Origin of the sequence: Aliiglaciecola sp. M165, assembly GCF_007197995.1 — a bacterium.
In the GTDB taxonomy this organism is placed as follows: Bacteria; Pseudomonadota; Gammaproteobacteria; order Enterobacterales; family Alteromonadaceae; genus Aliiglaciecola.
This window is the reverse complement of record NZ_VKKH01000008.1, coordinates 86,056-111,117: the sequence shown is the minus strand read 5'-3', so window position 1 is coordinate 111,117 and position 25,062 is coordinate 86,056. Positions and strand designations below refer to the sequence as shown.

15 protein-coding genes are annotated in these 25,062 nt (G+C 44.1%); 4 read left to right on the top strand and 11 right to left on the bottom strand.

All coding sequences use genetic code 11. The features are described 5' to 3' along the window. Positions 1–227 precede the first annotated feature (227 nt). Positions 228–1,250 (top strand): glycosyl hydrolase family 17 protein, encoded by a 1,023-nt coding sequence (locus FM019_RS16875; protein ID WP_260681653.1) that lies wholly within the window; start codon positions 228–230, stop codon positions 1,248–1,250. Positions 1,251–1,396: 146 nt separating this feature from the next. Here the strand turns inward: FM019_RS16875 and FM019_RS16870 are convergent, their stop codons facing one another. From FM019_RS16870 to FM019_RS16860, 3 genes are read right to left on the bottom strand one after another with little or no spacing between them, the layout of a single operon-like run. Next, positions 1,397–1,735, bottom strand: coding sequence for a tRNA-binding protein (locus FM019_RS16870; protein WP_221934392.1), 339 nt, complete (start codon positions 1,733–1,735; stop codon positions 1,397–1,399). 57 nt (positions 1,736–1,792) lie between these two features. Further along, positions 1,793–2,308, bottom strand: a complete 516-nt coding sequence (locus FM019_RS16865; protein ID WP_143837137.1) for a MarR family winged helix-turn-helix transcriptional regulator — start codon at positions 2,306–2,308, stop codon at positions 1,793–1,795. Positions 2,309–2,342: 34 nt separating this feature from the next. Beyond that, a complete protein-coding gene (locus FM019_RS16860) occupies positions 2,343–4,310 on the bottom strand; it encodes a BCCT family transporter (protein WP_185969326.1) in 1,968 nt (655 codons plus the stop codon). 293 nt (positions 4,311–4,603) lie between these two features. On the opposite strand from FM019_RS16860, the gene FM019_RS16855 reads away from it, so the two are divergent. The 3 genes from FM019_RS16855 (at position 4,604) to FM019_RS16845 (ending at position 11,372) form a co-directional block, all read left to right on the top strand. Further along, the gene (locus FM019_RS16855) at positions 4,604–7,249 is read left to right on the top strand and encodes a TonB-dependent receptor (protein WP_143837135.1); all 2,646 of its coding nucleotides are present in this window, start codon (positions 4,604–4,606) and stop codon (positions 7,247–7,249) included. Between the two features lie 110 nt (positions 7,250–7,359). Continuing rightward, entirely contained in the window at positions 7,360–9,312 is a 1,953-nt protein-coding gene (locus FM019_RS16850) for a tetratricopeptide repeat-containing sulfotransferase family protein (protein ID WP_143837134.1), read from the top strand. 131 nt (positions 9,313–9,443) lie between these two features. Then, entirely contained in the window at positions 9,444–11,372 is a 1,929-nt protein-coding gene (locus FM019_RS16845; protein WP_143837133.1) for a putative bifunctional diguanylate cyclase/phosphodiesterase, read from the top strand. Between the two features lie 216 nt (positions 11,373–11,588). Here the strand turns inward: FM019_RS16845 and FM019_RS16840 are convergent, their stop codons facing one another. The 8 genes from FM019_RS16840 to FM019_RS16805 form a co-directional block, all read right to left on the bottom strand. After that, positions 11,589–12,902 (bottom strand): sugar MFS transporter, encoded by a 1,314-nt coding sequence (locus tag FM019_RS16840; RefSeq protein ID WP_143837132.1) that lies wholly within the window; start codon positions 12,900–12,902, stop codon positions 11,589–11,591. 5 nt (positions 12,903–12,907) lie between these two features. Continuing rightward, positions 12,908–14,065, bottom strand: a complete 1,158-nt coding sequence (gene nagA / locus FM019_RS16835; RefSeq protein ID WP_143837131.1) for an N-acetylglucosamine-6-phosphate deacetylase — start codon at positions 14,063–14,065, stop codon at positions 12,908–12,910. A 4-nt stretch (positions 14,066–14,069) separates the two neighbouring features. Continuing rightward, complete coding sequence (nagB-II, locus tag FM019_RS16830; RefSeq protein ID WP_143837130.1) at positions 14,070–15,068, bottom strand: glucosamine-6-phosphate deaminase NagB-II; 999 nt, start codon at positions 15,066–15,068, stop codon at positions 14,070–14,072. A gap of 16 nt (positions 15,069–15,084) precedes the next feature. Then, a complete protein-coding gene (locus FM019_RS16825) occupies positions 15,085–15,963 on the bottom strand; it encodes a BadF/BadG/BcrA/BcrD ATPase family protein (RefSeq protein WP_143837129.1) in 879 nt (292 codons plus the stop codon). 133 nt (positions 15,964–16,096) lie between these two features. Further along, positions 16,097–18,673: a family 20 glycosylhydrolase gene (locus tag FM019_RS16820; RefSeq protein ID WP_143837128.1), complete on the bottom strand. Its 2,577-nt coding sequence runs from the start codon at positions 18,671–18,673 to the stop codon at positions 16,097–16,099. Then, a complete protein-coding gene (locus FM019_RS16815; protein WP_143837127.1) occupies positions 18,670–20,367 on the bottom strand; it encodes a CRTAC1 family protein in 1,698 nt (565 codons plus the stop codon). The genes FM019_RS16820 and FM019_RS16815 overlap by 4 nt, the downstream gene beginning before the upstream one ends. 18 nt (positions 20,368–20,385) lie before the next feature. Further along, positions 20,386–21,888: a tryptophan halogenase family protein gene (locus FM019_RS16810; RefSeq protein WP_221934391.1), complete on the bottom strand. Its 1,503-nt coding sequence runs from the start codon at positions 21,886–21,888 to the stop codon at positions 20,386–20,388. Positions 21,889–21,935: 47 nt separating this feature from the next. Then, on the bottom strand, positions 21,936–24,746 hold the full coding sequence (locus FM019_RS16805) for a TonB-dependent receptor (RefSeq protein WP_143837125.1): 2,811 nt from the start codon (positions 24,744–24,746) through the stop codon (positions 21,936–21,938). Positions 24,747–25,062 lie beyond the last annotated feature (316 nt).

Here is a 25,062-nt window from a genome sequence, read left to right as displayed (position 1 = left end):
ATTAGATGAGAAAGGACAACAGCCTAGATTACAAACTATAGCAAACAAGGTTTTATCAAATTGCTCAAATCTTTCATCGGTTCGCTAGGGTAGAGTTTATCCACTAAATTTGCCCTGATAACCTGATAAAAAGTCCTTTATAGCGAAAAAAGCTTGCCAATATCTTTGCGCGGTGGATTGATGGGATATTAACTTGGTATAACAAAACTAAATTTGGGCGAGACTATATGAGACAGCTAATTGTTATCACTTTCTTTTTCGGAATATTTGGTTTTCATTTTCAGGCGATGAGTATGGCTCAACAGCAAAACAGTACAACGACGACAACTGAAGTATTCAACCCAATGCTTGGAGAACAGTGGATTGGATTGGGCATTGCCTATGGGTCTTACCGCGATGGGGAGAGTCCGGGTAAAGGCAGTGTCTCTTCTGAACAGGATATTCTGGAAGATATGCTGATCTTAACGCATAACGGGGATCTCAGCTGGAACCTAATCCGGATGTATGCTGCGGACGCGGCCAGTGAACAAGTTTTAAAAGTGATCCGCAAGCACCAACTTCCGGTCAGAGTCGTGCAAGGTGCGTGGCTGTCTTCAACGCAAACCGCTGAAGAAAATGAGCAACAGATTTCAGAAGTCATTCGCTTGGCCAATGAGTACAAAGATATTATTGTCAGCGTTAACCTTGGAAACGAAATCTTTGTTGATTGGTCTGCACATAAGTTGTTACCCGAAGATGTTCCCAAGTACATTTCCTGGGTTAAAAAGGTGCAAAATGCGACTAGGGTTCCGGTGACGCTGGCCGACGATTACAATTTCTGGAACAAACCCTGGAGCCAGGACATTGCTCAAGCCTTGGATTATATAGTTTTGCATGCTTATGCCATGTGGAATTCACAAACCCTCGACAACGCAGTTGCTTGGACTGAGAAAACATTTAATGATATCAAGGCATTACATCCTAACAAACAAATTGTACTTGGCGAATCAGGTTGGGCAACTAGCTCGATTAGTACCAATGGCGATGAACGTTTGATCATTGGAGAAGCCAGCGAAAAAGCACAAAAAGTCTTTTTTGAGACCTATCGTCAATGGCTGTTAGAAAACAAAATTGTATCCTTCTATTTTGAAGCCTTTGATGAAAAATGGAAAGGTGGAGAAGACAAACCCGATGGTATTGCAGAGAAAAATTGGGGATTGTTTAAATCGGACAGGTCACCAAAACTTGCTGTTGATAGTCTGAAAAAGTAATCGAGCGATTATAAAACCGCTAAATTCGATGCAAGCTAAAATCCAAGAAGTGGGTAGAGCATGAAATGCACGGTTCATAGTTGCGGATCAATTATTTGCAATGCTGTTTTAGTTCTCTTCCTGAATTGTCCACCTACAGACAAAACCTATAGCAATCGCGAACCATTTGGTACAGGGCCAGATGAGGTTGCCAACACAATAGCGCCATCTTCATTATAAAAGCCGGTAACAAGACATTCAGACATAAAGGGACCAATCTGTTTGGGTGGAAAATTCACCACTCCTAGCACTTGTTTGCCAATTAAATCCTTGGTGCTGTATAGACTCGTAATTTGAGCGCTGGATTTTTTAATACCAATTTCCGGGCCAAAATCAACTTTCAGTTTATAGGCGGGCTTTTGTGCTTCGGGAAAGTTCTCGGCCTCCAAAATGGTTCCCATCCGAATATCCACTTTCTCAAAATCAGACCAATCAATGATTTCCAATATTGGCTCCTTAACCTTTTGCTTCTTATACACTTTTTTAAACTAAAGGGCTTAGATTTATTTTTTGGTTTTGTCCGTTGTTGGTGCGATATCCACCTCGACTTTGTCCGCCAAATTCCCCACTTCCAACAACGGCGATGCATCGATATTCTGCGCATCCATCATTTTTGCTATACGTTGCATAGTGGCGACCATTTGACTTTGCTCCCATTCTTCAAGTTGGGTAAAGCGATTGGTAAAATGCTCTTGAAAAGGCAATGGTGCATCTTGCAAGATATCCTGCCCCTTTTCTGTCAAAAACAAGCCTACTTTGCGTTTATCTTCGGTACTTCTGACTCGATGCACCAATTGCTTTATTTCCAGCCTGTCGAGAATACTGGTTACAGTTGCGGGGCTAAGCGTAATATTTTCAGCCACTTGGCGAGCCATGATGCCGGGATCTTTGCCAACATTTTGCATTACTAGCAATTGCGGCCCCGTTAGCCCAACATCTTTGTTTAATTGTTTGGAACGCAGATCAATGGCACGGATCACCTTTCTTAGCGCGACCAACAACTCTTCATCTTTATTCATAATTTCCTCAATAAAAAACCAAAGGCTCCCTACTTCACCGTAACAAATGCAAAAAATGCAGATGTTTGTGGTACTGGTCGATAACATCATTGATCACCGCGACTTTCGACCAGCCCATAATATCGTAGTCTTGCCCACCTTCACTCAAGTGAACTTCGGCTCGATAATAAGTCTGTTCATCATCGGCGTCCAACGTTTCTGAGTCTGTGAAAACAAAATCGGGCTGTTGATGTTGACGACGGTGCACGCCATAAACAAAATCTTGCTCATCTCCATGTTTTACATGCAACGCAACATAGCGCTCTTTACGCTCAACTCTAACGTCAATCTGACTGGCCTTAAGTTCTTCTGCAACCGCTTCAAATGCCGGCTCAACGATACTATCGAGAAAATTTTCAACGGTAGATTTATTTGGGAAATTAACGATATTCTGCAACCTATCACGCCATTCTTCTGCGTTGGGGCTGTGCTGAATTGGAGTAGCATTGTGCAACAAACTTTCTCGTTTAAAGGTTTCAACACGTAAGGCTTTCACTAAGCCCGCAAGTGCAATTAATAGAATAATGGCAAATGGCAGTGCCGCTGCAATTGTCATCGTTTGTAAGGCATTTAGGCCACCCGCGGCCAGCAATGTAGCGGCTACCACACCGACACCTACGGCCCAATAGATTCGTTGCCATACAGGCGTATTATTGTTGCCATAAGAACACAACATATCAACAACCATCGCGCCTGAGTCACAAGACGTCACAAAAAACACAATGACCATCAATATCGCGATAAAGGTAAGAATTTCTGACAGCGGGAAATACTCCAGAAAAACAAACAGTGCCACTGACGTATTCTCGTTGACCATCTCCCCAAGCCTTAGCTCTTGCTGATTGAACACTAAGTCGATGGCCGAATTACCAAATACGGTCATCCACAACAATGTAAAAGCAGTTGGGATAAACATTACGCCGATCACAAATTCCCGAATAGTGCGGCCTCGGGAAATACGGGCGATAAAGAGCCCCACAAAGGGAGCCCAAGCAAGCCACCACCCCCAATAGAAGATGGTCCAGCCGCCAATCCAATCGCTTTTTTCATAAGCAAATAGATTGAATGTGTTGCGGACAATATCAGACAGATATGCTCCGGTATTTTGTAGATACGCTTTGAGTAAAAATACAGTCGGACCGAGCAGCAAAATAAACACCAATAAAGCGATGGCTAATATCATATTAATTTCGGACAAACGACGAATGCCTTTGTCTAGTCCCGACACGACAGAGATTACCGCCAAACAAATAATGCCGATCATGAGAAATATTTGATTGGCGTTGTTCACTTCTATGCCGAACAGATAAGACAATCCGGAATTAATTTGTGATGCTCCTAAACCCAAAGAAGTTGCAACACCGAAAATGGTACTGATTACGGCGAAGATATCGACAGTATGCCCTGCCCATCCATAAATTTTGTCGCCTATCATAGGATAAAGTGCCGAGCGTAATGTGAGAGGCAAATTGTGTCGAAAACTAAAATATGCCAACACTAGCGCGACTACCGTATAAATCGCCCATGCATGGAATCCCCAGTGGAAAAACGTGGTTTTCATTGCTTCTCGCACGGCTTCGGTTGTCTGTGTGTCTGCGGTCGGAGGTGATAGATAGTGCATCACTGGCTCAGCGACACCAAAAAACATCAGACCAATTCCCATGCCCGCGGCAAACAGCATAGACAACCAAGTCAGTAGTGAATAGTCAGGTGAAACGTGATCGGGGCCAAGCCTGATTTCTCCATGGCGAGAAACACTTAAATAAGTTACCAACAACAGAATAATCGCCACGCTAAGCACGTAAAACCAACTGCCATTGTCGACGATGGTTTGCTGCATGTGTTTAAACAAATTATCGGCAATCTCGGGCACTACAAGGGCAAAAACAAGCAACCCTAGTATTAGCAATGAAGAAGGTATAAATACTTTTGCGTTAAGCGATAGTTGGGAAGTGTTATTCAAAGGTGTAGCGTCCTTCAGCTAATACAGATTTAACAATTTCCTCAATATAAATTAATCAACCGCAAATTAACACTACACATCAAATTATTTGATCTCTATTAAAATGAAAGTGACAAAACAAACAAACTTCAACATTTTTCAGCTTTTTAGCCAACTTACGTTCTAGACCTTCAATGAATATTAATTCGTGCTGAAACTATTTTACTCTTGTCTATCTATTCATTAATATCTAGTCTATTAAAAAAACACCCTTTATCACTTAGTCGACTCACAATCACAAGGCTCCTGGAAATATGAATAAAACCAAGTTGAACTGCGCAATTGTTGCAGCTTTAGCGGCAACTCCTGTCTACGCGCAGGAAGAGGCAGGCAAAGCTAAGATAGAAACGATACAAGTCACTGCCACAAAACGTTCTGAGTCAATCCAAGATATCCCGGTTTCCGTCACCGCTCTAAATGGCGAGGCGCTGGAAAACTTGGGGGTAGATAACTTTCAAGATTACGTAGAATTTTTACCTAATGTGGTATTTCAAGGCACGGGGCCAGGTCAAAACGAGATATACATTCGAGGCGCCGCCACCACTCAAACGAATATTGCTGTGTCTTCAGTGCAAGCACTTCAACCTTCGGTAGCGTTTTATCTAGATGAACAACCTGTATCAATGCAAGGCCGTAACTTAGATATTTTCGCTACTGACATGGAGCGCGTTGAAGTATTACCAGGTCCTCAAGGTACCTTGTTTGGCGCGAGCTCCCAGTCGGGCACAGTAAGATTGATCACCAAAAAGCCTGATCATTCTGGCTTTTCCGCTGGTGTTGATACGAACGTAGCGTTCACCAAAGGTGGTGAAATGAGTAATGCGGTAGAAGCCTTCTTAAACTTCGCTTTGACCGAGGACTTGGCCGTTCGTGTTGCTGCCTACAACGAGCATCAAGGTGGCTGGATTGACAATATTCTCAACGAACCGGGCGAAGGCGGTTATATTGGTAGCGCTGTAGTCATTGACCGAATTTCTGGTGGCCCCTTAACGGATCCGGCCAACACGCCTGTGGATTCTCCGGTCAACGATGCATTAGTTGAAGACGATTTTAACGATGCGACCTATGCCGGCGTACGTTTTGGTTTGTCTTACATCATAAATGATGATTGGAAATTATTAGTTCAACACACCCAACAGACATTAGAGACTGAAGGTGTATTTGCTTATGATCCAAATCTCGAAGGAGAGAGCTCAACCAATCGCTTCACTCCTGAAGACAATGATGATGAATTTGGCCTCACCACCTGGACGCTTGAAGGACGACTAAATCAGCTTGATATTGTTTATACCGGTGGTTATCTGGATCGCGAGATCGATTCAACAGTTGATTACACCGGCTATACCAATGGAGGCTTATTCGCAGCTTATTACGTGTGTAACCATTATGAAGCAGAGACGCCTGCGGACGAAAGATGTCTCGACCCAACAAAATTCTATAAAGAGCAGACCAATACCAGTCGTCTTACTCACGAATTACGAGTTAACACATCGGCCGACAACGATTGGCGTGTCACGGCTGGTGTATTCTACGACACACAAGATCTTGAAACTGTCGGGAAATTCAAAATTGGCAATACCGATTTAGGTTTTTTCCAAAATCTTACCCGCACAACCGTGGGTACAGAAGGAATCAATAGTAACGGTGGACCCTTTGAATCCGAAGTCAGCTTTGTCAATGATGTAACTCATACAATCGACCAAATAGCCCTTTTTGGACAATTTGAATACGACCTTACCGAAACCGTCACCGCTACGTTGGGCGCACGTTGGTATGAAATTGAAGATACTTTCAAAGGATCCACAACGACCGTTGATGTATCTCGTCGCGTGCGCGCGTTTGGCACACTCAACCCCGACGAGCTAACAGCGGTGGGTGAAGATCCAGCATTGATTCAACAGGCTATAGAAAATGGTCAGTTGGAAGTTGATTTACTCGGAAGTGATGGTGTGCTGACCGTTGATGATGTGATCCTAAAGGCCTCAATTGACTGGAAAGTGAACAAAGATGTTTTGCTCTTTGCTACTTATTCAGAAGGGTTTAGACCACCGGTGACTAACCGGGTTGGTGGTGGCCAAGCCACTAATCAAAACGGTGCTTTTGAAGGGTTCCGTATCCCGGTGTATTCGTTAACGGATACCTTAGACAACTACGAAGTGGGCCTCAAAGGAGATTTTCTTGATGGAATATTGCGTATCAATGCAACAGCGTTTTTCTCAGAAATTACCGACTTGCAAACCTCGCGCTTTGATCCAACTAACATCAGCTTTTTGGTATTCACCGATAACGTAGGTGATGCCGAGATCCGAGGGCTTGATGCCGATATGACTTGGCTCGCTTCTGATAACTTAATAATCGATGCCTCCTTTAGCTTGCTCGACACCGAGCTAACTCGGATCAACCCCGAGCTGCAAGGTATCGCACCCGGGGTTGGTAGCGAACTTCCCTACTCGGCTAGCTTCTCAGGAAACCTTCGAGCGCGCTATTATTATGATTTACCAGAAGGATTGACGGGCTACATCAACGGCTCAATTACCTATACCGGAGACCGTCTGGCGAGCATGAAGATGGACGCTTATGTACTGGAAGACACCACGCAACTGGTTTATGGAACAGGTTCAGGTTTAACCATTCAACAAGAAGCGGCTGTCTATGAAGGGGTGACTTACACTGACTCAAATGGTGATGCCTTTCTAGGCGGGCGTTATGTTCAAGAAAGCTATGCAATTGCCAACTTGGCATTTGGTGTCAAACACGATGATTGGAAAGCAGAGATTTACATCGATAATGTGACGGACAAAAGCGCGATCTTGTATATCGACAATCAACAATTTACGCCAAAGGTTGTCACCAACAGGCCGCGTACTTTTGGTTTACGTCTGTCTTACGACTTTTATTAACGACACCGCAGTATTCGCAAGGGTAAACCATGGGTTTGCCCTTGATGAATTTGTCTATTACGACGTAACATGGCAACTGATAAGCCACAACAGCGATTACCTAATTTCCCGTGACTACTCCCAACACCGTTAAAGATGCCCTAGCAAAAGGGCAATTTCAACAAGCTATCACCCTTGCCACTGAAAGCCTGCGAACAAATAATGAGCGAGACATTGAAAACGAGCTTCTCTATTTACTCGCCGTCGCATACCGAATGGATAATCAGCCTGGTCAGGCACTTAAAATCAACAAACGATTAATTGCCAACGATCCTGACAATGCCCGTGCATTTCAAGAAATCGGCCATATTCATCAAAGCAACCAAAACGTGCAAGAGGCTGCTATCGCCTACTATAAAGCAACGACTCTTAATGGTGCATTAATCGCTAGTTGGAAAGCCCTGGTCGGCCTTTATTCGGTGATGGGAAACAAACCTGCTGAGAGTATTGCAAATGCACAGGTACATTATCTTGCAGGTCTACCCAAGCCAATTCTGGGTGCGAGAGATTTAATGTACGAGGGAAAATTATATAAGGCGGATCAAGTCTGTCGCCATTTCTTACAATCCAATAAACATCATCCAGAGGGCATGCTGTTATTAGCGGAGATTGGCATTCAGCTGAAAATATATGGTGAAGCAGAGTTCCTGCTAGAAAGCCTTCTCGCGCTTTATCCTGATCACCGTGCTGCTGGCCTAGAATTACTGAAACTATTCGCCAAAATGGGAAAATTTTATCAAGCCAAATCTCTCGCAGACAAGTTAATAGCAAGTCAAGCCGACAACCATCACCTGCTTTCGGCAAAAGCCAGTGCCATGGTTGGACTAGGCGAAATTGACGAAGCCATTGCGATTTATCAGCAGTTGTTGACGAATAACGCCAACCAACCTGGCATCCAGTTATTACTTGGACATGCATTAAAAGCCGCTGGTAATTTTTCTCAGGCGATTAGCGCCTATCAGCAAGCTTACAAAAGCAGGCCAGAATTTGGCGATGCATATTGGAGCCTGGCCAACACCAAAACCTATCAATTTAGTGATGAAGAAGTGTTGGATATGCAAAAGCATGCAAGTAGTCCAGACATTTCCATTGATGACAAGATCCACTTTCAATTTGCTTTGGGAAAAGCCTTTGAAGATAGCAAGCTCTATGAACAGGCTTTTGCGCGTTATAGCCAGGGCAATCAACTCAAACAACAGCAAACACAATACAAACCTGAAGTTTTTGAACAACAAGTAGAAGATCAAATTGCTTGCTGCACTGCCGAACTATTTGAACAACTTGGCGAGGTAGGCGATAAAAGTGCCGACCCAATTTTCATTGTTGGACTTCCACGGGCAGGATCGACTTTGTTAGAACAAATTTTAGCTTCACATTCCCAGGTCGACGGCACCATGGAGCTGCATAATGTTTTATCTATAGCCTCCAAATTAACCGGACAACAAAAGCGATACCCGCAAGTGCTAAAGGATTTAAAGCCCGATTACTACTTACGCTTTGGAGAAAAATTTTTACAAGATACTCAGGTTTATCGCGCTGGAGCATCATACTTCATTGACAAAATGCCTAATAACTTTTTGCATATTGGACTGATAAAGCTGATGTTACCTAATGCCAAAGTGATTGATGCGCGCCGCCATCCCTTGGCCTGTTGTTTCAGTGGTTTCAAACAATTATTTGGTGAAGGGCAAGAGTTTACCTATGGCCTAGAAAATATAGGTCGCTACTACAAAGCTTATATAAAGCTTATGGCCCATTGGGATCGTGTACTGCCTGGTTTCGTATTGCGCGTGCAACATGAAGATGTCATTGACAATTTAGAAGGCCAAGTAAAGCGGATCCTTGATTTTTGCGGGCTACCTTTTGAGCAAAGTTGTATCGATTTTCACAAAACTGTACGTACCATAAAAACACCCAGCTCGGAGCAAGTTCGACAGCCTATCTATCGATCCGGAATGGAGCAATGGAAGAACTTTGAAGATTATCTTTCTCCATTAAAGAAGGTGTTAGATCCACTTCAATAACGTTACTGTTGGGTTTAAATGGGTTTCACACCAATAATCGCTATTCATGAGAATTTCGATTTTGTGAAGACAGTTGGTATTTATCGATATAAACGGTAAAGTAAAGCACCATCGCATATAAAATTATTTGAATGTCCAAAACTCTGCAAGCGCATGAAAATATAGAAAAAGACGACAAAGGTGCCAGCGTTTTTAGTCAGATTCGCCGTTATCGTTTGATGCAAATATGTGCGATTACTGCATTGGGCTTGTTTGCATCACTAACGGTCGCGCGAAACATCACCTTTGTTATTTTCAGCGTCGGGCTTACCTGCTTAGTGTTGGCGTTGGGGTTGGCTTACAAGCATAAAGTACAAGCTTCTGCCTATACATTGTTAACCTCAATGTCTGTAATGCTGTTCTCACTGGCATTAACCGGAGCTGCACTATTTGATTTAGCGGTACTAGGCTACCCTGGCCTACTTATTTTTGCTGCAATTTTGGGTGGTGTGGGCCTGTTTATCTCAATGTTATTATTTGTCATCGCACAGTGTGTGCTGTTGTCATGGCTGACTTTGCAAGGCTTCATTACGCCACACATCCCATCGTTAAGCTGGTCTCATCTTATCTTTATCCTAGTGATTTTTGTTGTAACCGGGTTCAGTGTTTATATTCTGGTAAGAGATATCAAAAAACTAACCGTGTCTTTGAAAAAGACGAACGCCAAGATCCAACAAAGCCGAGCAGAAGTAGAACACTTGGCCCATCACGACACCCTGACCAACTTACCTAACCGCTTTTATGGTGAAATTTTGTTTGAGAAGTCGTTACAAGCAGCTCAGAGTAATAAACAACAATTGGCGCTACTGTTTATCGATCTGGACAATTTTAAGCCCGTTAACGATGCACTAGGTCACGCTGCTGGCGATAAACTCCTACAACAACTTACACAAAGATTAAGTGAAACCCTCGAATCCAATCATCATTTGATTCGATTTGGCGGTGATGAATTTTTAGTCTTGGCCCCCTTTACTATTAACACTTCGCAGCTTGATGGATTGGCAGAGGCGCTCATCTCACAGTGCGCTTCGGTGTTTGAGATCTTGCACAATCAAGTGGTTGTGTCCGCTTCTTTGGGCATAGCAACAGCGCCAAATGACGGCCAGGATTTTAAGCAACTTTGCCGTAAGGCAGATATTGCTATGTATCGCGCCAAACAGGACGGACGCAATACCTATCACTTCTATGACGAGAGTTTAGATAAAGCAACCGACGATAAATTTCAGATGTTGCAAAGACTTCGTCCTGCCATCAGTGCGCAGCAATTTGAGCTGTATTATCAACCCATGATTGATTTACGTAGTGGCAATATTTCAACCGTTGAAGCATTGTTACGATGGCCACAAAGCGATGGCAGTATGATAGGCCCAGATCAGTTTATTCCCATCGCGGAAAGTGGCGGTTTAATTAATGAATTAGGAACCTGGGTACTCCAGGAAGCGTGTAAGTATTGTGCATTGCAACGGCAAAATGGACTAAGTGGACTGCGGGTAGCGGTTAACTTGTCAGTCATGCAATTCAAAAGTGGCCATTTGCAAGATATAGTCGCAAAAGCACTGACAGATTCAAGTTTACCCCCTGAAGCATTGGAATTGGAACTAACCGAATCACTGCTAATTGACGACACTGACCAAATCCAACTTCAACTCTTAAAGTTGAGTGAATTAGGCATCTCTATCGCCATTGACGACTTTGGCACCGGCTATTCTAATTTGGGCTATCTGCGCGATTTTAACGCGGCAAAACTCAAAATTGACCGCTCGTTCATCCGCTGTTTGAGCCAAGACAACCAAGACGAACCTCTAGTAAAAGCCATTATTAATATGGCACATAGCCTAGGACTGCAAACCGTCGCTGAAGGTGTTGAAGATAAGAGCACGCTGGACAAGCTGATTGAAATGGGCTGTGATATTGGTCAGGGGTATTATTGGTCGAAGCCTTTGCCGGGAAGTGAGATCTCTGATTTTCTAAATTCCAAGATGGTTGACCCAACGTGCTTGAAAAGCTCCCCATTGGATTAGCTCTCTTGTTGCTATTTTCAATGTAAAAGAAAGAGATTTTTAGGCTCCAAGTCCCGCAAATTTGTACAACAATATGAAAATTTGCATATGGAAACCTAATAACCGTTTTCATTTAGTTCTTTGCTCCGTGCCACGCACTATAGTTAAGTGTCTCGAACATAGAACCTAACATGTTCCAAGTTATGTGCATTCGCGCAATGTTTTAATCCTCGTTACTTACTTTCTCCACGCACGCTTTTTGTGCCCGATCAAGGCGTAAAAAAGAATAAACACATAACAAGGCACCATCATCCAATAGGCAGATTGACCGTCGAATTGTTCGCTGAACAAACCATAAACTAGCGGCAACACCGCGCCACCGGCAATCCCCATAATGAGTAATGCCGCACCTCGCGCGGTATGTTTACCTAATCCATTTAACGCCAATGGCCAAACGGCAGGCCAGACAAGCGCGTTGGCTAGACCTAAAATCGCCACATAAGCCACAGTATCAGGTAGCAAAGGAACGCCCATCCAACCCCATAACAGCTGAGACAAAACGGTGCTTTCATTACTGCCGGTGACAATCAGGATGCTTAAGATCACACCTAATATCGCCGATCCAGCCAGGGCTTGCTCTTGCTTTATCAGGCGTGGTATTAAAATCAAACCGAGCAAATAACCCACAACCATGAATATCATTGTGTATGATGTGAGAGAAGTCGCATTCTCAACCCCAAGTTTAGAACCAAACAAACCTATTGTATCGCCAGCAATCACTTCAACACCGACATACAGAAATAGGGTAAAAACTCCCAAGATCAATTGTGGATATTGTAAAATCGAGCCGTCTGAATCGGAATCTTCTTCACTACTTAGCTCTAATTCTGGCAATGCGGAAAGCTTAAGTAAAAATGCCAACACTGCCAGCGCGATCGCCATACCCAAATAAGGTAATATCAATCCATTAGCTAAAACTTCTATTTGTGCGGTGCGTTCAGCTTCTGACAATAAGGCAATAGATTTGACCGAGACGTCAGAAAATTCGCCTAAAACCAGCGCGGTAAATACTATAGGCGCTACTACCCCTGCGGCTTTATTGAGCAAGCCCATCACAGAAATACGCACAGCAGCGGTTTCTTGTGGGCCAATTTTGACGATGTAAGGATTGGAGGCTGTTTGTAAGATAGTTAATCCCGAACCAACAGCAAATTGTGCAATCAAAAAGACCACAAATTCTTGGCTCATTGCTGCAGGAATAAACAACAATGAGCCGAAGGCGACCATCAACAATCCATAAACCATTGCTCGCTTGTAACCTACCTTGTCTAAGATCCATGACATAGGTAATGCCATTACCACATAGGCAATATAAAACGAAAACGCTACAAACAATGCTTCGGTTTCGCTCAGGTCGCAGACAATTTGTAGAAACGGGATCAAGGCACCATTAAGCCAAGTAACAAACCCAAAAATAAAAAACAAAGCCCCAATAATTGACATAGGAACGAGCGAAGATCTTGGACGAGCGTCATTAACCAGGGTTTGCATGAAGTTTACTCCTGTTCATTTATTGTAGTGGTTTGAGAGAAAACTTGTTCTCCCCCAATCCATGTTTGGGAAACAGCAAAGTTGCTGTCAAGTACAACAAAGTCTGCTTGAAATTCGGCGCGAATTGCGCCGCGTTTATTTTGCAAACCTAACCAGGCTGCAGGTGTTGAAGTTGCCATGCGCAATGCATCAGCCAAGGGCAGGCTTAGCCCTTCGTGGCAATTGCGAACTGCTGTTGCCATATTCAGTGCTGAACCCGCTAACGTCCCGTCTTGAAGAGTTAATTTGTCTCCTTGTCGAAGGATATGAGTATTCATGTAGGGCAATCGTTTTTCATTACTTCCAACGTGATGCATTGCGTCTGTCACTAACGCCAATTTGTCAACACCCTTACATTGCACAGCCAGCTTGCAGTTTTGTTGGTGCACATGATGAAAATCTACAATCAGGCCACAATACGCTTGGGATTGTTGCAATGCTGTACCTGTCATGCCTGGTGCTCTACCCGTCATTGGAGACATGGCATTAAACAGATGAGTGAAGCCACTCGCTCCCGCTGCCAATGCTGCAATAACTTGTTCGCTGTTTGCGTTAGAATGACCTAAACTCACTATCACTCCGGCGGTGACCAGCTCGGCAATAATGTCAGGGGATACTTGTTCAGGTGCAACTGTCACTTTCACAATTCCTAGATCTTTACGCATCAACAAGTGCAACTCTTGATCCATTAATGGACGAATAGACGATGGCGGGTGAATTCCTTTTTTAGCGATGCTTAAATGCGGCCCTTCAAAATGAATTCCTAGAATACCCGGCAACCCTTGAGCCATTGCATCGGATACGGCTCCAGCAGCCTGCTGCATTACTTTGAATTCGTCAGTAATGAGTGTCGGTAACATGGCCGTGGTGCCAAACCGGGCGTGAGCGTTAATCAGTTTGGATAAAGTTGCGACATTGGGTGCGTTGTTAAATAACACGCCGCCACCGCCATTTACCTGAAGATCGATAAAACCACTACATAACAATCCGGTTACCTGAATGTCAGAAGGCCCCTGGTAATCAGGCACAATAGAGCGAATTTTATTCGATTCAATCGTAATCAGTGCGTTATTGTGAAATGCAAAACCATCAAAACAACGGCTGGCTAACAAAGTTGTTTGCATAATACTAAACCGTTTGTGTCACTTTAAGCAGCCCTGCTGGACTATCTGGATCCATACCCAAGGTCTGAGCAATATGTTCGATATCTAAATAAAAACGCTGCAATACGAGTATCGCTTCAAACCTCGGGTGTAAAAGCTCCCCTTCGTAGACAAGGTGGCACAGTTTTGCCCCTCTACGGTCAACTTCGTTTATTTGTTGATTGTGAACGTCGCGCGTTTCATCTCGCAGACTAATATCAACGATTGCCAACCCTCTTGCAACTAAGGTCACTGGACCATGGAGAAATTCAGCACTACTAAAAGCTTCCGCATGTAAAGAACACACCTCTTTTAATTTCAGCGCAATTTCACGTCCGATGGCATATCCAAATCCCCTCCCAAGCACCACACAGTGGGTTAATTGTTGAATAAATTCAGCGTTAAGTTGTTCTGCTGAGTTCACAACATGCTCCATCGCAGAAGGTAGACCAGGTAAAGCGTTGAGTATTACTTGGTCATCTTTCCAATACGCAACGAATTGTAAGATTGCACTTAATGTTGCCAGATAACTTTTTGTTGCTGCCACGGCTTTTTCCGGACCTGCTTTCAACGGTACAACCACGTCAACTAATTGCGTAAGCGGAGAGGATTCATCGTTGACCAATGCCACACACAGCGCACCCTGATTCTTTGCTTGCTCAGCTTGACGTAAAATATCAGGGCTACGACCCGATTGAGAAATCACAATTACCAGCGCACTTTCCAAGGCCAGTGTTTTGCCAAAAACACTGGAAACAGATGGCGCTGACGCGGTAACAGGAAGGCCTAATTCGACTTCAATTAAATACTTGGCAAATACCCCTGCATGGTCCGAGGATCCGCGGCCTATCATATAAACAAATTTGGGTTGGTGTTGCCTGATCTGCTCTCCCAATTTAGCGCACAATTGCTGATTCTGCCGCAACTGAAGAGCGATTATTTGGGGGGCTTCGCGGGCCTCTTTGGCCATAATACTGATCGTCATTTAATTATTACCTAGTCTAGTGTTCATTATTTCGAGCGAACAAAATTGCACCCTCTTCTGGCGAGTGCAGTGGGTCTACTAGCGCATCTTGAGATGCTTTGTTTAGCCACTGAAACATGGGTTCTGCGATCCCTCCTATCATTGAAAACCTTGGAGGACAAAGTTTTTGCAAACGCTCTACAACTAGATCGATATAAGCAGCGCAAGTGCGCATTATCTCAACAGCGTGAACATCTCCCTGTTTAGCATACTGAATCACTATAGGCGCTAAGGCGGCGAACTGAGAAGGAGTAGCTTTGTGATATGTCTCAAACAGTGCACTAGCATTACTGCATTTTGTATAAGATGTTATGGCTTTAGTCATGGAGCTGTGTTGACAAAGACCATCAATGGCTTCTAACACCCTTCGAACAGCATTAATCCCTAACCTTGCTCCGCTGGCGTGGTCACCCAACTCAAACCCATGCCCGCCGACCTCGGTCAATTGACCATTGATATAAGCGCCAGCATTAAACCCGGTACCACAAATAATGACCGCGCCATCCTGATTTCCGTGAGCACCAAGACATGCAGCCTGTAGATCAGACATGACGTGCAGTTTTGCGAATGGGTGCCTCCAATTTTTGTACTGATTGGCATAAAGGGCCACATTAACCCCGGCTAAACCTAAACAAGCATTAACACTAGGTAGTTGACCTTGTCCTAATTTTGCTTGCTCTAAAGCCATTAGGGTTGAGTCCAATACCGCTTGTTGACTTAGCGCGAGTCCGCGTACCGGATTTGCTGGTCCTGCCAAGCCTTCCCCCAGGAGATTTCCTTGAGCATCTTCCAGGCGGGCCTTGCACTTTGTGCCGCCGCCGTCTATACCCAAATAAAGTGGAATTTGCTGTTTCATCGTCTTGTTTCCTATGGAGTCTTTCTCAGTCACCCATAAATCATTAAAGATCTATCATGACATGGAAATATCAAAATGACAACGCTGTCATGTAATTATCTGTCGATAAAATACCAACTTTTCAAGTCAGCAATTAATGTTCGATTATTATTATCCTGCTGGAGCGAGACACGCCAGGAAGCAAAGATCTCAATTCAATTTTCCCTGATACCTTGAAAGAAAATTGATATGTTTTCCACTCTTCGTTTTTAAGGCGGTATTGTAAAATTAGACCAGGCAAAGGGCTATTCATATGTAGCTCTCCTGCTTCAATTTTTGCACCAGGAACGGGTATTCGGTAATGACTACTTGACCGTTCAATTAAAGGTAGTGCTTTACTTGCTAGCGACTCAGAAAAGTAGTACCAATCAGACGCTAGATCGGATTGATAATTCTCATCAGGCCAGGATGAAGAATCTTTAGACTCTGCCCAGTCAGGGCTATGCCAGGCGCGCTCGGCTAAAGCGACTAGTCTTGGATATAGCAGATATTCCGCCATCTCGTCACTACGCACAGTTTCACTCCAGAGCTGACCTTGAATACCTTCAATGTGTTGGTTTGGCTTCAACGGCACCTGCTGTGAGGCCTCGTACTGCTGGCCCATACGATCTGTCCAGATTTTGGCATGACCCGCTAAATTTTCAGGCATGAATTGAAACACTTTGTAGCTATCGGTGGCTCTGGACGCCCAATAATATCCCGGTTCCTTCGGATCAGCCTGATAAGGGAAATCGAAATAAAGTACATCGGGGATGGACAAAACTGTCGACTGTTCGGCATTTACAAAACGATTTGCTGAATCATCTGCCCCCCAAAATAGTGTATCCCAAACATTAACTTGCAGTCTTGGTGTATCAGCAGCTTCCATCACTTCCGCTGCCCCGTCACTCCAAGCGCCAGGCAGAACGCCTTTATCGGCAACCATTTGGGCGACACGCTTAATGAAATAACCAGATAAATGTTCAGCACCTTTAACTTCATCACCGTGTTGCTTTAGGAACGCCTTGCACACTGGAGATGCCTTCCAAGCGCCAGCCGTTTCATCAGCACCTATGTGGTATCGCTGAAGTGGCGCATCGGCTATTTGATGCATTTCAATCAGCTCATCGAGCACCTTATCAATAAATCGATAAGAAGATTCCTGACAGGGGTTAATGGTATTGTCAGAATAAAATTGAACCGAGTGGTATTCAGTTAGATCGTTTTCATCATCCAATAAAAACTTCGACGCTTCGTCGGGTTTCTCTTCATCCATCAATCGTTGATACCTTGCTCGCATGGCGACAATTGCAGCTCTGGCATGGCCAGGCATATCCAAAGAGGGAATTACTTCAATCTGATGTGCCTTAGCACTTTGCAAAATCTCAATATAATCTGTTCGACTGTAAAAGCCGTTCACAGCGGAATAACGGTGCGGGCCACTGCCTAGTTGCGGCAATAAACACTGTTGTTCTGTGGGGTCGTAACAACGATATCCACCGATTTGTGTCAACTCTGGCAGACCTTCTATCGCCAAACGCCAACCTTCATCGTCAGCCAGATGAAGATGCAGCTTATTCAATTTAAATCTGGCCATGTTTTTAATCAGTCTGAGAACCATGGCTTTAGAGTGGAAGTTACGTGCGACATCTAGGTGAAGGCCACGAAAGGGGAAAGCAGGTTGATCACTTAATTGGCCAATTGGCAGACGATTTTTATTTTCATCGTACAAATAACCTAAAGTCATTAACGCGTAAAATGCGCCACTTTGCGTTTTTGCTTGTATGTGAATCTCTTGTTGATCAATGTTCAACACATAGGCTTCAGGTTCCAAGACCTGAGTTTCATCAATTTGTATATTAACCGGGATTCCATTTGCTAAGAGGAGCAAACCACTTTGCTGTAAAATGATACTGCCCGCTTCCTTCCATGGACTATCAACGTCAAAACGAAGACCTTTCGATACATCAAGCTCACCACGGAATTGCTTAGACACCACTTTGGGAATAACCCGGTAAGGGTCAGGTTGTAATTTTGGGGCGCTATGGAACTTGCGCATATTATCCAAATAATTTTGCTCTGGGCTGGCAAGTTTTGTCTGATCATTGTGACTTCTGCGTAACTGCTCCTCTTGCTCAAATCCCAAATGATGTGGCAAATAGGGTAATTGGCTATCTTGAGCTATTTGTTCTTGGGTCGAGCTCACAATTTGAGGTGTCAATGATGGGGCTACAACAAAATAATTTGGCATCAAATCTGATTCCGAAACAGACCAAAACGCCGACTTTATCGGCAAGACATACTCTTGCTCAGCTTTAATTGGATCCTTTGGCGTGATCCGGTGCAGATCACCGTTTAAGTGCTCGACTTTAAAGTCTTCACCGCCAGACCACTGCACGGGAGAGATATGGCTGAAATATAGACTCCAATTCGAGCTATCAATATCTTCACTAAACTGGAAACGAAATTCGGCCAAATAACATTTGCCATCGGCAATGTTTGGATCACAGTCGTCAACATCCAGGTTGCTGATGACTTGATAACGCACATCCAGACTCTCGGCGAGTCGATTTAAACCTGCTTGCGTTAGCTCCTTCGTGGGTGCAGGCTGCTCGCATCCAGCCAAAACAAGCAACAGCGTTAAACTGCAACCTAACCACATATAACTTGCAAGGTTAAATTTGCCGTTCATTCACTTTGCTCCAACGTCCAGACACGGTCTATTTGCAAATTGTTGTAGGTGCCAATGCTCCCATCCGGCCAGGTGACTTGAATATTGACCAGTCCCCGCTCCTCGGCTAACCCAAAATGAGCGTGAGGAGCACTCATTGAAGCAAAATGGTTATGACTGCCTATTTCTTTTGTCTGGATTTTACCGCTAGCTGTAGTCAGCTGAATACGGGCACCAAAAGCCTGAATGTTCGGTGCCAAGCCTTTTAAAACAACCGTTACGTAGTGATAGCCTGATTCCAATTCGTTGACAAATACCCGCGCTGCAGTTTGGTTATTAGAGACAACGATATCAATGTCGCCATCATCATCAAGGTCATTGCAGACTATTGCCCTGCCTTGGCGCGCATCAATGATCCCAAGTTCCCGTGCAGATTCGATAAATTCGCCATTGGGTTGCTGCAAGAACAAGCGGGAATTGTCATCAATGTAGTGAGCAAAATCTAAACCGTCTTGTCCCCAACCATTGACATGGAAAATATCGCTAAGTCCGTCATTATTAAAATCAGCAATACAACTCGCCCAAGCCCAACCACCATCGGCTACCTGTAAGCCAAAGCCCTGATTGATAAAATTTCCCTGGCCATCGTTGATGTAAAGGCGATTCCCTGTATATCCTTGTGATGGGTTCCGGGCTTGGTTAGAAGTGGCTTTTTGATGAATACTGGTAACGTACCAGTCCATGTCACCGTCATTATCGATATCTGCCACAGCTGAGCCCATCCCAAATTGGTCATCAATTTGAGACGTTGTGATATTTACAAAGCCTGCAGCCAGGTCATTCCGAAGTACCTTGGTTTCACCAAAATCTGACACTAACAATAAATCCAGATCTCCATCTTGATCGATATCTGACAAACTCGGCACAAAGGACGTGTCAGTTGTATTTACGCCATCTTTCACTTTGTCAATCTGCTCTGAATACGCTTGATTAAATCCCCACGCGGTGCTTACATCTTGAAATCGAATCTGCCCTGGTTGAGAGTTATTCTGCCAAAGAATCTCTAAACTTTTACCTTCTTCTAATGGATTTCCCCAATGACTGACCAACATATCCAGATCACCATCCAGATCGATATCTCCAAAATTAGCTGAAATACTGTTAGGGGCGGTAAATACCAGACCAGAAGCCGAGGTTTCATCTGAGAAAGTGCCATCTTGTTTATTCAGAAAAACTGTGGGCTGCTGGCCGTCAATACCGCCGACAAACAAATCAAGCCAACCATCTCCGTCAATATCTGCAAAAGCTGGCCCTATTCCTTTGACGCCCGAAATCGCTACGCCTGCGTCACTGGCGACCTCTAAAAAGCTGCCGTCTCCCTGATTTTGAAACAGACCATTATTTCCGCCGCTTCCTGCGATTAAATACAAATCGATGTCCCCATCATTGTCGTAATCACCAGCGGCAATACCACCAGAATACATCATCGGCATGGTCATTGAAGAGCCTGAGCTAAAACTGTGAACCAAAGACAATTGCTTAGCGGCCGTTGAGTCATTGAAACTCAGCTTAGGTGCAGCTGTCGTTTGTGGGGTCGTTGGAACCGGAGCTGGATTTTCCTGTTGAACATTTACGCCAGGTGCGTTGTCGCTGCCACCGCACGCGGTGAGAATTAAGGTAATGAGAAGACTCGATGCTTTAAGTAAAAATTTCATTCAAAAGGGTCCTATTCTTTACCCTGCAGCTAATTGCGACAGGACGGCTTTATGACTTGGGAAAAGATCTTCCACTAAATCAATGCAATATTGTTTGGATAAATTGACAGGTGCTACCTGACCTTGACTAGGTGTAAGCAGGTCCATGGGAAAATTCCCCATTCCTGCCATAATCACGTACCACGAAGGTCTTAAATACACTAAATGCGATGCTTGTTTGTTTAGTTCACTTTCAAACTGTTCATGGCTTTTCCATGCCTGAAATAATGCTTGAAGATTATCTGATACTTCTATGTCTTCTCTACAGCGGCGCCAATAATCACTATCCGTTCTGGAGTTCAAAGCATAATGGGTAACGATATAATCTCTAATGCCTTCCATCATTTTATTAATGTCAGCATTGTAGTTGTCACGAACAAGACTCTCTTGTTGCAAACTTTGTTTTGCTGTAACAAATTTTTCCAATGTAAATTGGACTAACATCAAGGCAGTCGCTTCTAAAGGTTCAATGAACCCTTGTGAAAGCCCTACAGCCAGGCAATTTTTGGCCCAGTGCTGTTCAACTCGCCCGACTTTCATTTTCAAATGTTTAGCGCTGATATCGGTATCATCTGCCAAGCCCAAATGCCTGCGCAATTCAACCTCAGCCTGTTCGCCAGAAATATGCTCAGACGAATAAACGTAGCCGTTGCCCACGCGGTTGGTCAGTGGTATCTCCCATGCCCAACCATTGGTCAACGCAGTAGACAAGGTGCGTGTTGGGATATCTTGCTCATCAGCTAGAGGCGTTTGAATAGCAACGGCAGCGTCATTAAAAAGGTTTTGCTTGTAAGATTTAAACGGGACCGATAGAGCTTGCTGAATTAGCAAGCCTTTAAAACCACTACAATCTACGTAGAGTTCAGCAGCCATGCGACCTGACTTAGCCCCAATCACGGCGGCTATTTCACCCGAATCACGTACCTCTACCTGAGTGACATCATCGATAATATGCTCAACACCATCAGCGATGGCCCGATCTTTTAACCATAGTCCCAAGCGTCCCGCGTCAAAATGATAGCCATAATCTAAATCAAAATTTAGTCGTCGTTTGGCCAAAGGCGCTTTGCATTGTTTCGCCATTTGCGCGTTAACAAAATAGGCGTCAGGATGTGCATCAGCTTCGATACCTTGTCGTTGTAGCTTGGCATTGTGAAAAAATGGCTCGGCTGGTTTGATATCCAATTGCGAAAAAAAAGGATGGAAATAGTGAGTAAAGCCCGGTTTTTCAGACCATCGACTAAACTCAATTCCCGCCTTATAGGTAGCAAAGCACTGCGGCATCCACTCACGTTCGGATGCCCCAATACGTTTAAAAAACTGCTTTAAAAATGGTGTGGATCCCTCACCTACCCCAATGGTGCCAATAGAATCTGACTCCACCAAGGTGATTTTTACTGTAGGCCAGCTTTTTTTCAGCAAATTGGCTGACATCCAGCCGGCTGTGCCACCACCAACAATGAGAATAGTTTGAGGGATCATATAGATAATTCCAGTAAATCAGGCGGGCTTATGCCCGCCTTCTACCATCAGAAGCGGAAATTTGCACCAACGAAGAAACGGCGACCGTTTTGCCCTTCAGTTGACACCACTTGCGTGCCATCTGCGGGGTGTGGGTTGTTGCCTGCCTGAACCAGATAATTATTGAATATTTCATCAGTAATATTTATGGCTTCGACTTTCAACGTAATATTCTCTGTCACGTTATAAGAGAATTGCGCATCCCATTGACCATAATCATCTCTGAATGTCGGGCCAAACTCCGTCAAACCTGGATTGGAAATGAAGTATTCATCACGCCATGTGTAGTTCAGGCGAGCACTGAATAAATCGTTTTCGTAATATCCTCCGACGTTGAATGAAGTTTGTGAAACATCAGGGAACATAACATTACGCGTCACCAATGCAGCGCTAGCTGGTGCAGTCTCATTTCCTTGTGCATCTACTTGTGCAGGGATTAACTCAGCACTTTGCACTTCGCCATCTGAGGCATCAACGTAAGTGTAGTTAAAGGACGCACCGAATCCATTGTCAAAGTCATGCAAAACCTGGAATTCGATCCCTTCATAGTTAGAATTTCCGCCATTTTCCGGACGCTGCAATTGATTGAATACCACACCGTTAATTTCTTCTTGTACCGTGTTGGTAAAGAAAAACTGACTAATATCTTTGCGGAACCAGGTCAAACTGACAATAGACGCCTCATCAAAATACCACTCCACACCTAAATCAAACTGATTGGCGGTCATGGGTTGAAGATTAGGATTACCTGCCTGACCTCGACCGGTTTCCGGGGTTAAGTTGAAAGACGGAGCCAAATTAAACGGTGAAGGCCGGGTTAATACTTTAGCGGCTGAAGTACGCAAAACCAGATCTTCACTCAGATCAAACACCAAGTTGATGCTAGGTAAAAACTCGCTGAGCGAATCATCTTCGAAGGTAACAGGCGTGTCACCATCAAAACCATGTGTAGTTCTGTCGTCACTGACATAGCGAACACCAAAGTTACCGCGATAACCGTCACCGCTAAAGTTAGCCATGGCATAGAGCGCTGTTAGGGTTTCATCGACCTCAAAATTAGCGATATTTTGCACCACATCATCGTTTCTGCATGGCCCGGTTCCGCCAGCGGAGCAACTTGGTAGTGCAGCGAATGCATCACGAATCAGTCCTTGATTCGGGAAGAAGTACTGCATAGAGGGCAAAGAGTTTCCGCCATGCTCAGCGTTAAGCAGTTCGCCAGTCCAAAAATCAGAAGCTGGCCCTAAACTTCCTTCACCAAACAAAGACGTATTACCTAAATCATCGCGAATACGAAATTGAGAGAAGCTCCGATCTTTAATTTTGGCGCCAACTTTAATCTCATTGATTGCGCCATACTCGACATCAAAAGACACGTCTAGCTGAGCATAATTCTCTTTATCTTCAGTAGTGTTTTGCTGGTCGAAGACCACAGCAAGCCACATTTCATCTGTTGGATTGGAAAGCCAAGGATTAGCGCCGGTAAAATCAATCGATGCACCATGGGCAGTTGGGTTAGGATTTGAGAAAATAATGCCAGCGCGAGGATCCCGCGGATCCGCCCAGAACTCAGTGAAGAAATCGTTGATCTGACCATCACCCGTTGTTGTGCCAGCCTGGAAGTGAACTCGACCATTTTCCATTGCATAGTTTAATTCGAAATCCAGTACTTGCGTCTGCATACTTGAGCCGTCACGGTAAATCACGTCGTAAGCCAAAAACTGTGGCACCCAGCCTTCTTGATCAGGCAAGCCAAAATAATTTAATGAGTTAACAAAACCATTAGATACTGTTCCTTCGCGGGCATTTGCATCGCCAACAAACAATCCGCGAAATGGAATACCTATCAAGTTGGAGTTGACGTTTGAGGCTTCAAGCTCAGCGTGTAAAAAGTGTAGACTCATATCTAGTTTATCATTTGGCGCGTACTGCAACGTCGCATCAAAACCTTTTCTTGAGCGGTCTTGTTCAAACACCGCAGAACCTACGCCCCAAGGTAAAGAACCTTTTTCTGGACCAGGATTTCCAACACCTTGTGTAGAAGGCGCCGATAACCCAGGTTCAATTCGGGCAATACCTGGACCGAACCAACCAAAATCACTTTCTTGACTATGTCTCTCAACCTGTCTATCACGCAAAGAAGCTGAGACAACGAAGCCTAAGGTTTCTTCATCATTCTTCCAGCTATACATTCCCGACACGGCAGGGTCCCAGGATTCAGAAATATCCGAGTACTCCGCTTCGATACTCCCGGCAATTGTTCCGGAGTCCATATCAAGTGGTTTGCGTGTATGCACAATTACTGTGCCGCCCAAGCCCCCTTCTTCAATATCCGCCTGAGGAGATTTATAGACTTCCACGCCGGCAACCATTTCTGATGCAAGCATTTCAAAATTAAAGTTACGACCTGTGTTACGCAAGATAAACCATTGCGCGGTGCCCACAGCCTGACCGTTTAACAAGGTGGTATTCTGCTCTGGAGAAAAACCACGAATTGTCACGCCTTCGCCTTCACCAAAATCACGGCTTACTGTTACACCAGGCACCCTTGCCAAAGTATCAGCCACGTTTTTATCAGGAAATTTTCCTATGTCTTCTGCAGTTATGACATCGACTACTGCACTAGCAAAACGCTTTTGATTTAGGTTTTCTTTGCTACTGGCTCGAATGCCACGTACTTCAATTTTTTCTACATTATTATCCGCACTCTCTTGGGCGAATACAGTTTGCGTGGGCATAGACGCCAATCCAAGCCCAGAGCCCAACACACAAGCGAATTTGACGCTTTTTGCAATTTTGCTCAGATTTAATTTTTTCATGCTAGTTATCCTGATTTCAAACATGACAACGCTGTCATTATAGTAGTTAAAAAAATGACATCTGTCCGCAATACAACTGACAGCGTTGTCATTGAAAGTGTGTGAAAAATGACAAGCCATCGAAAGCAAATTGGTGACAGCGTTGTCATTTGTTTTGAGAATATAGGCAAATTTTCATTAAGCTGCAAATTTTTTTACAAGAAAATAACAGGTTTAAACTAACTTATTGAAAAATAAACGTTTAAAAATTTTGATTTGGCTACTTTATTTACTCGTAATTTCGAGTAAATCCCAATTTGGGTCTAGGAAATTCGAC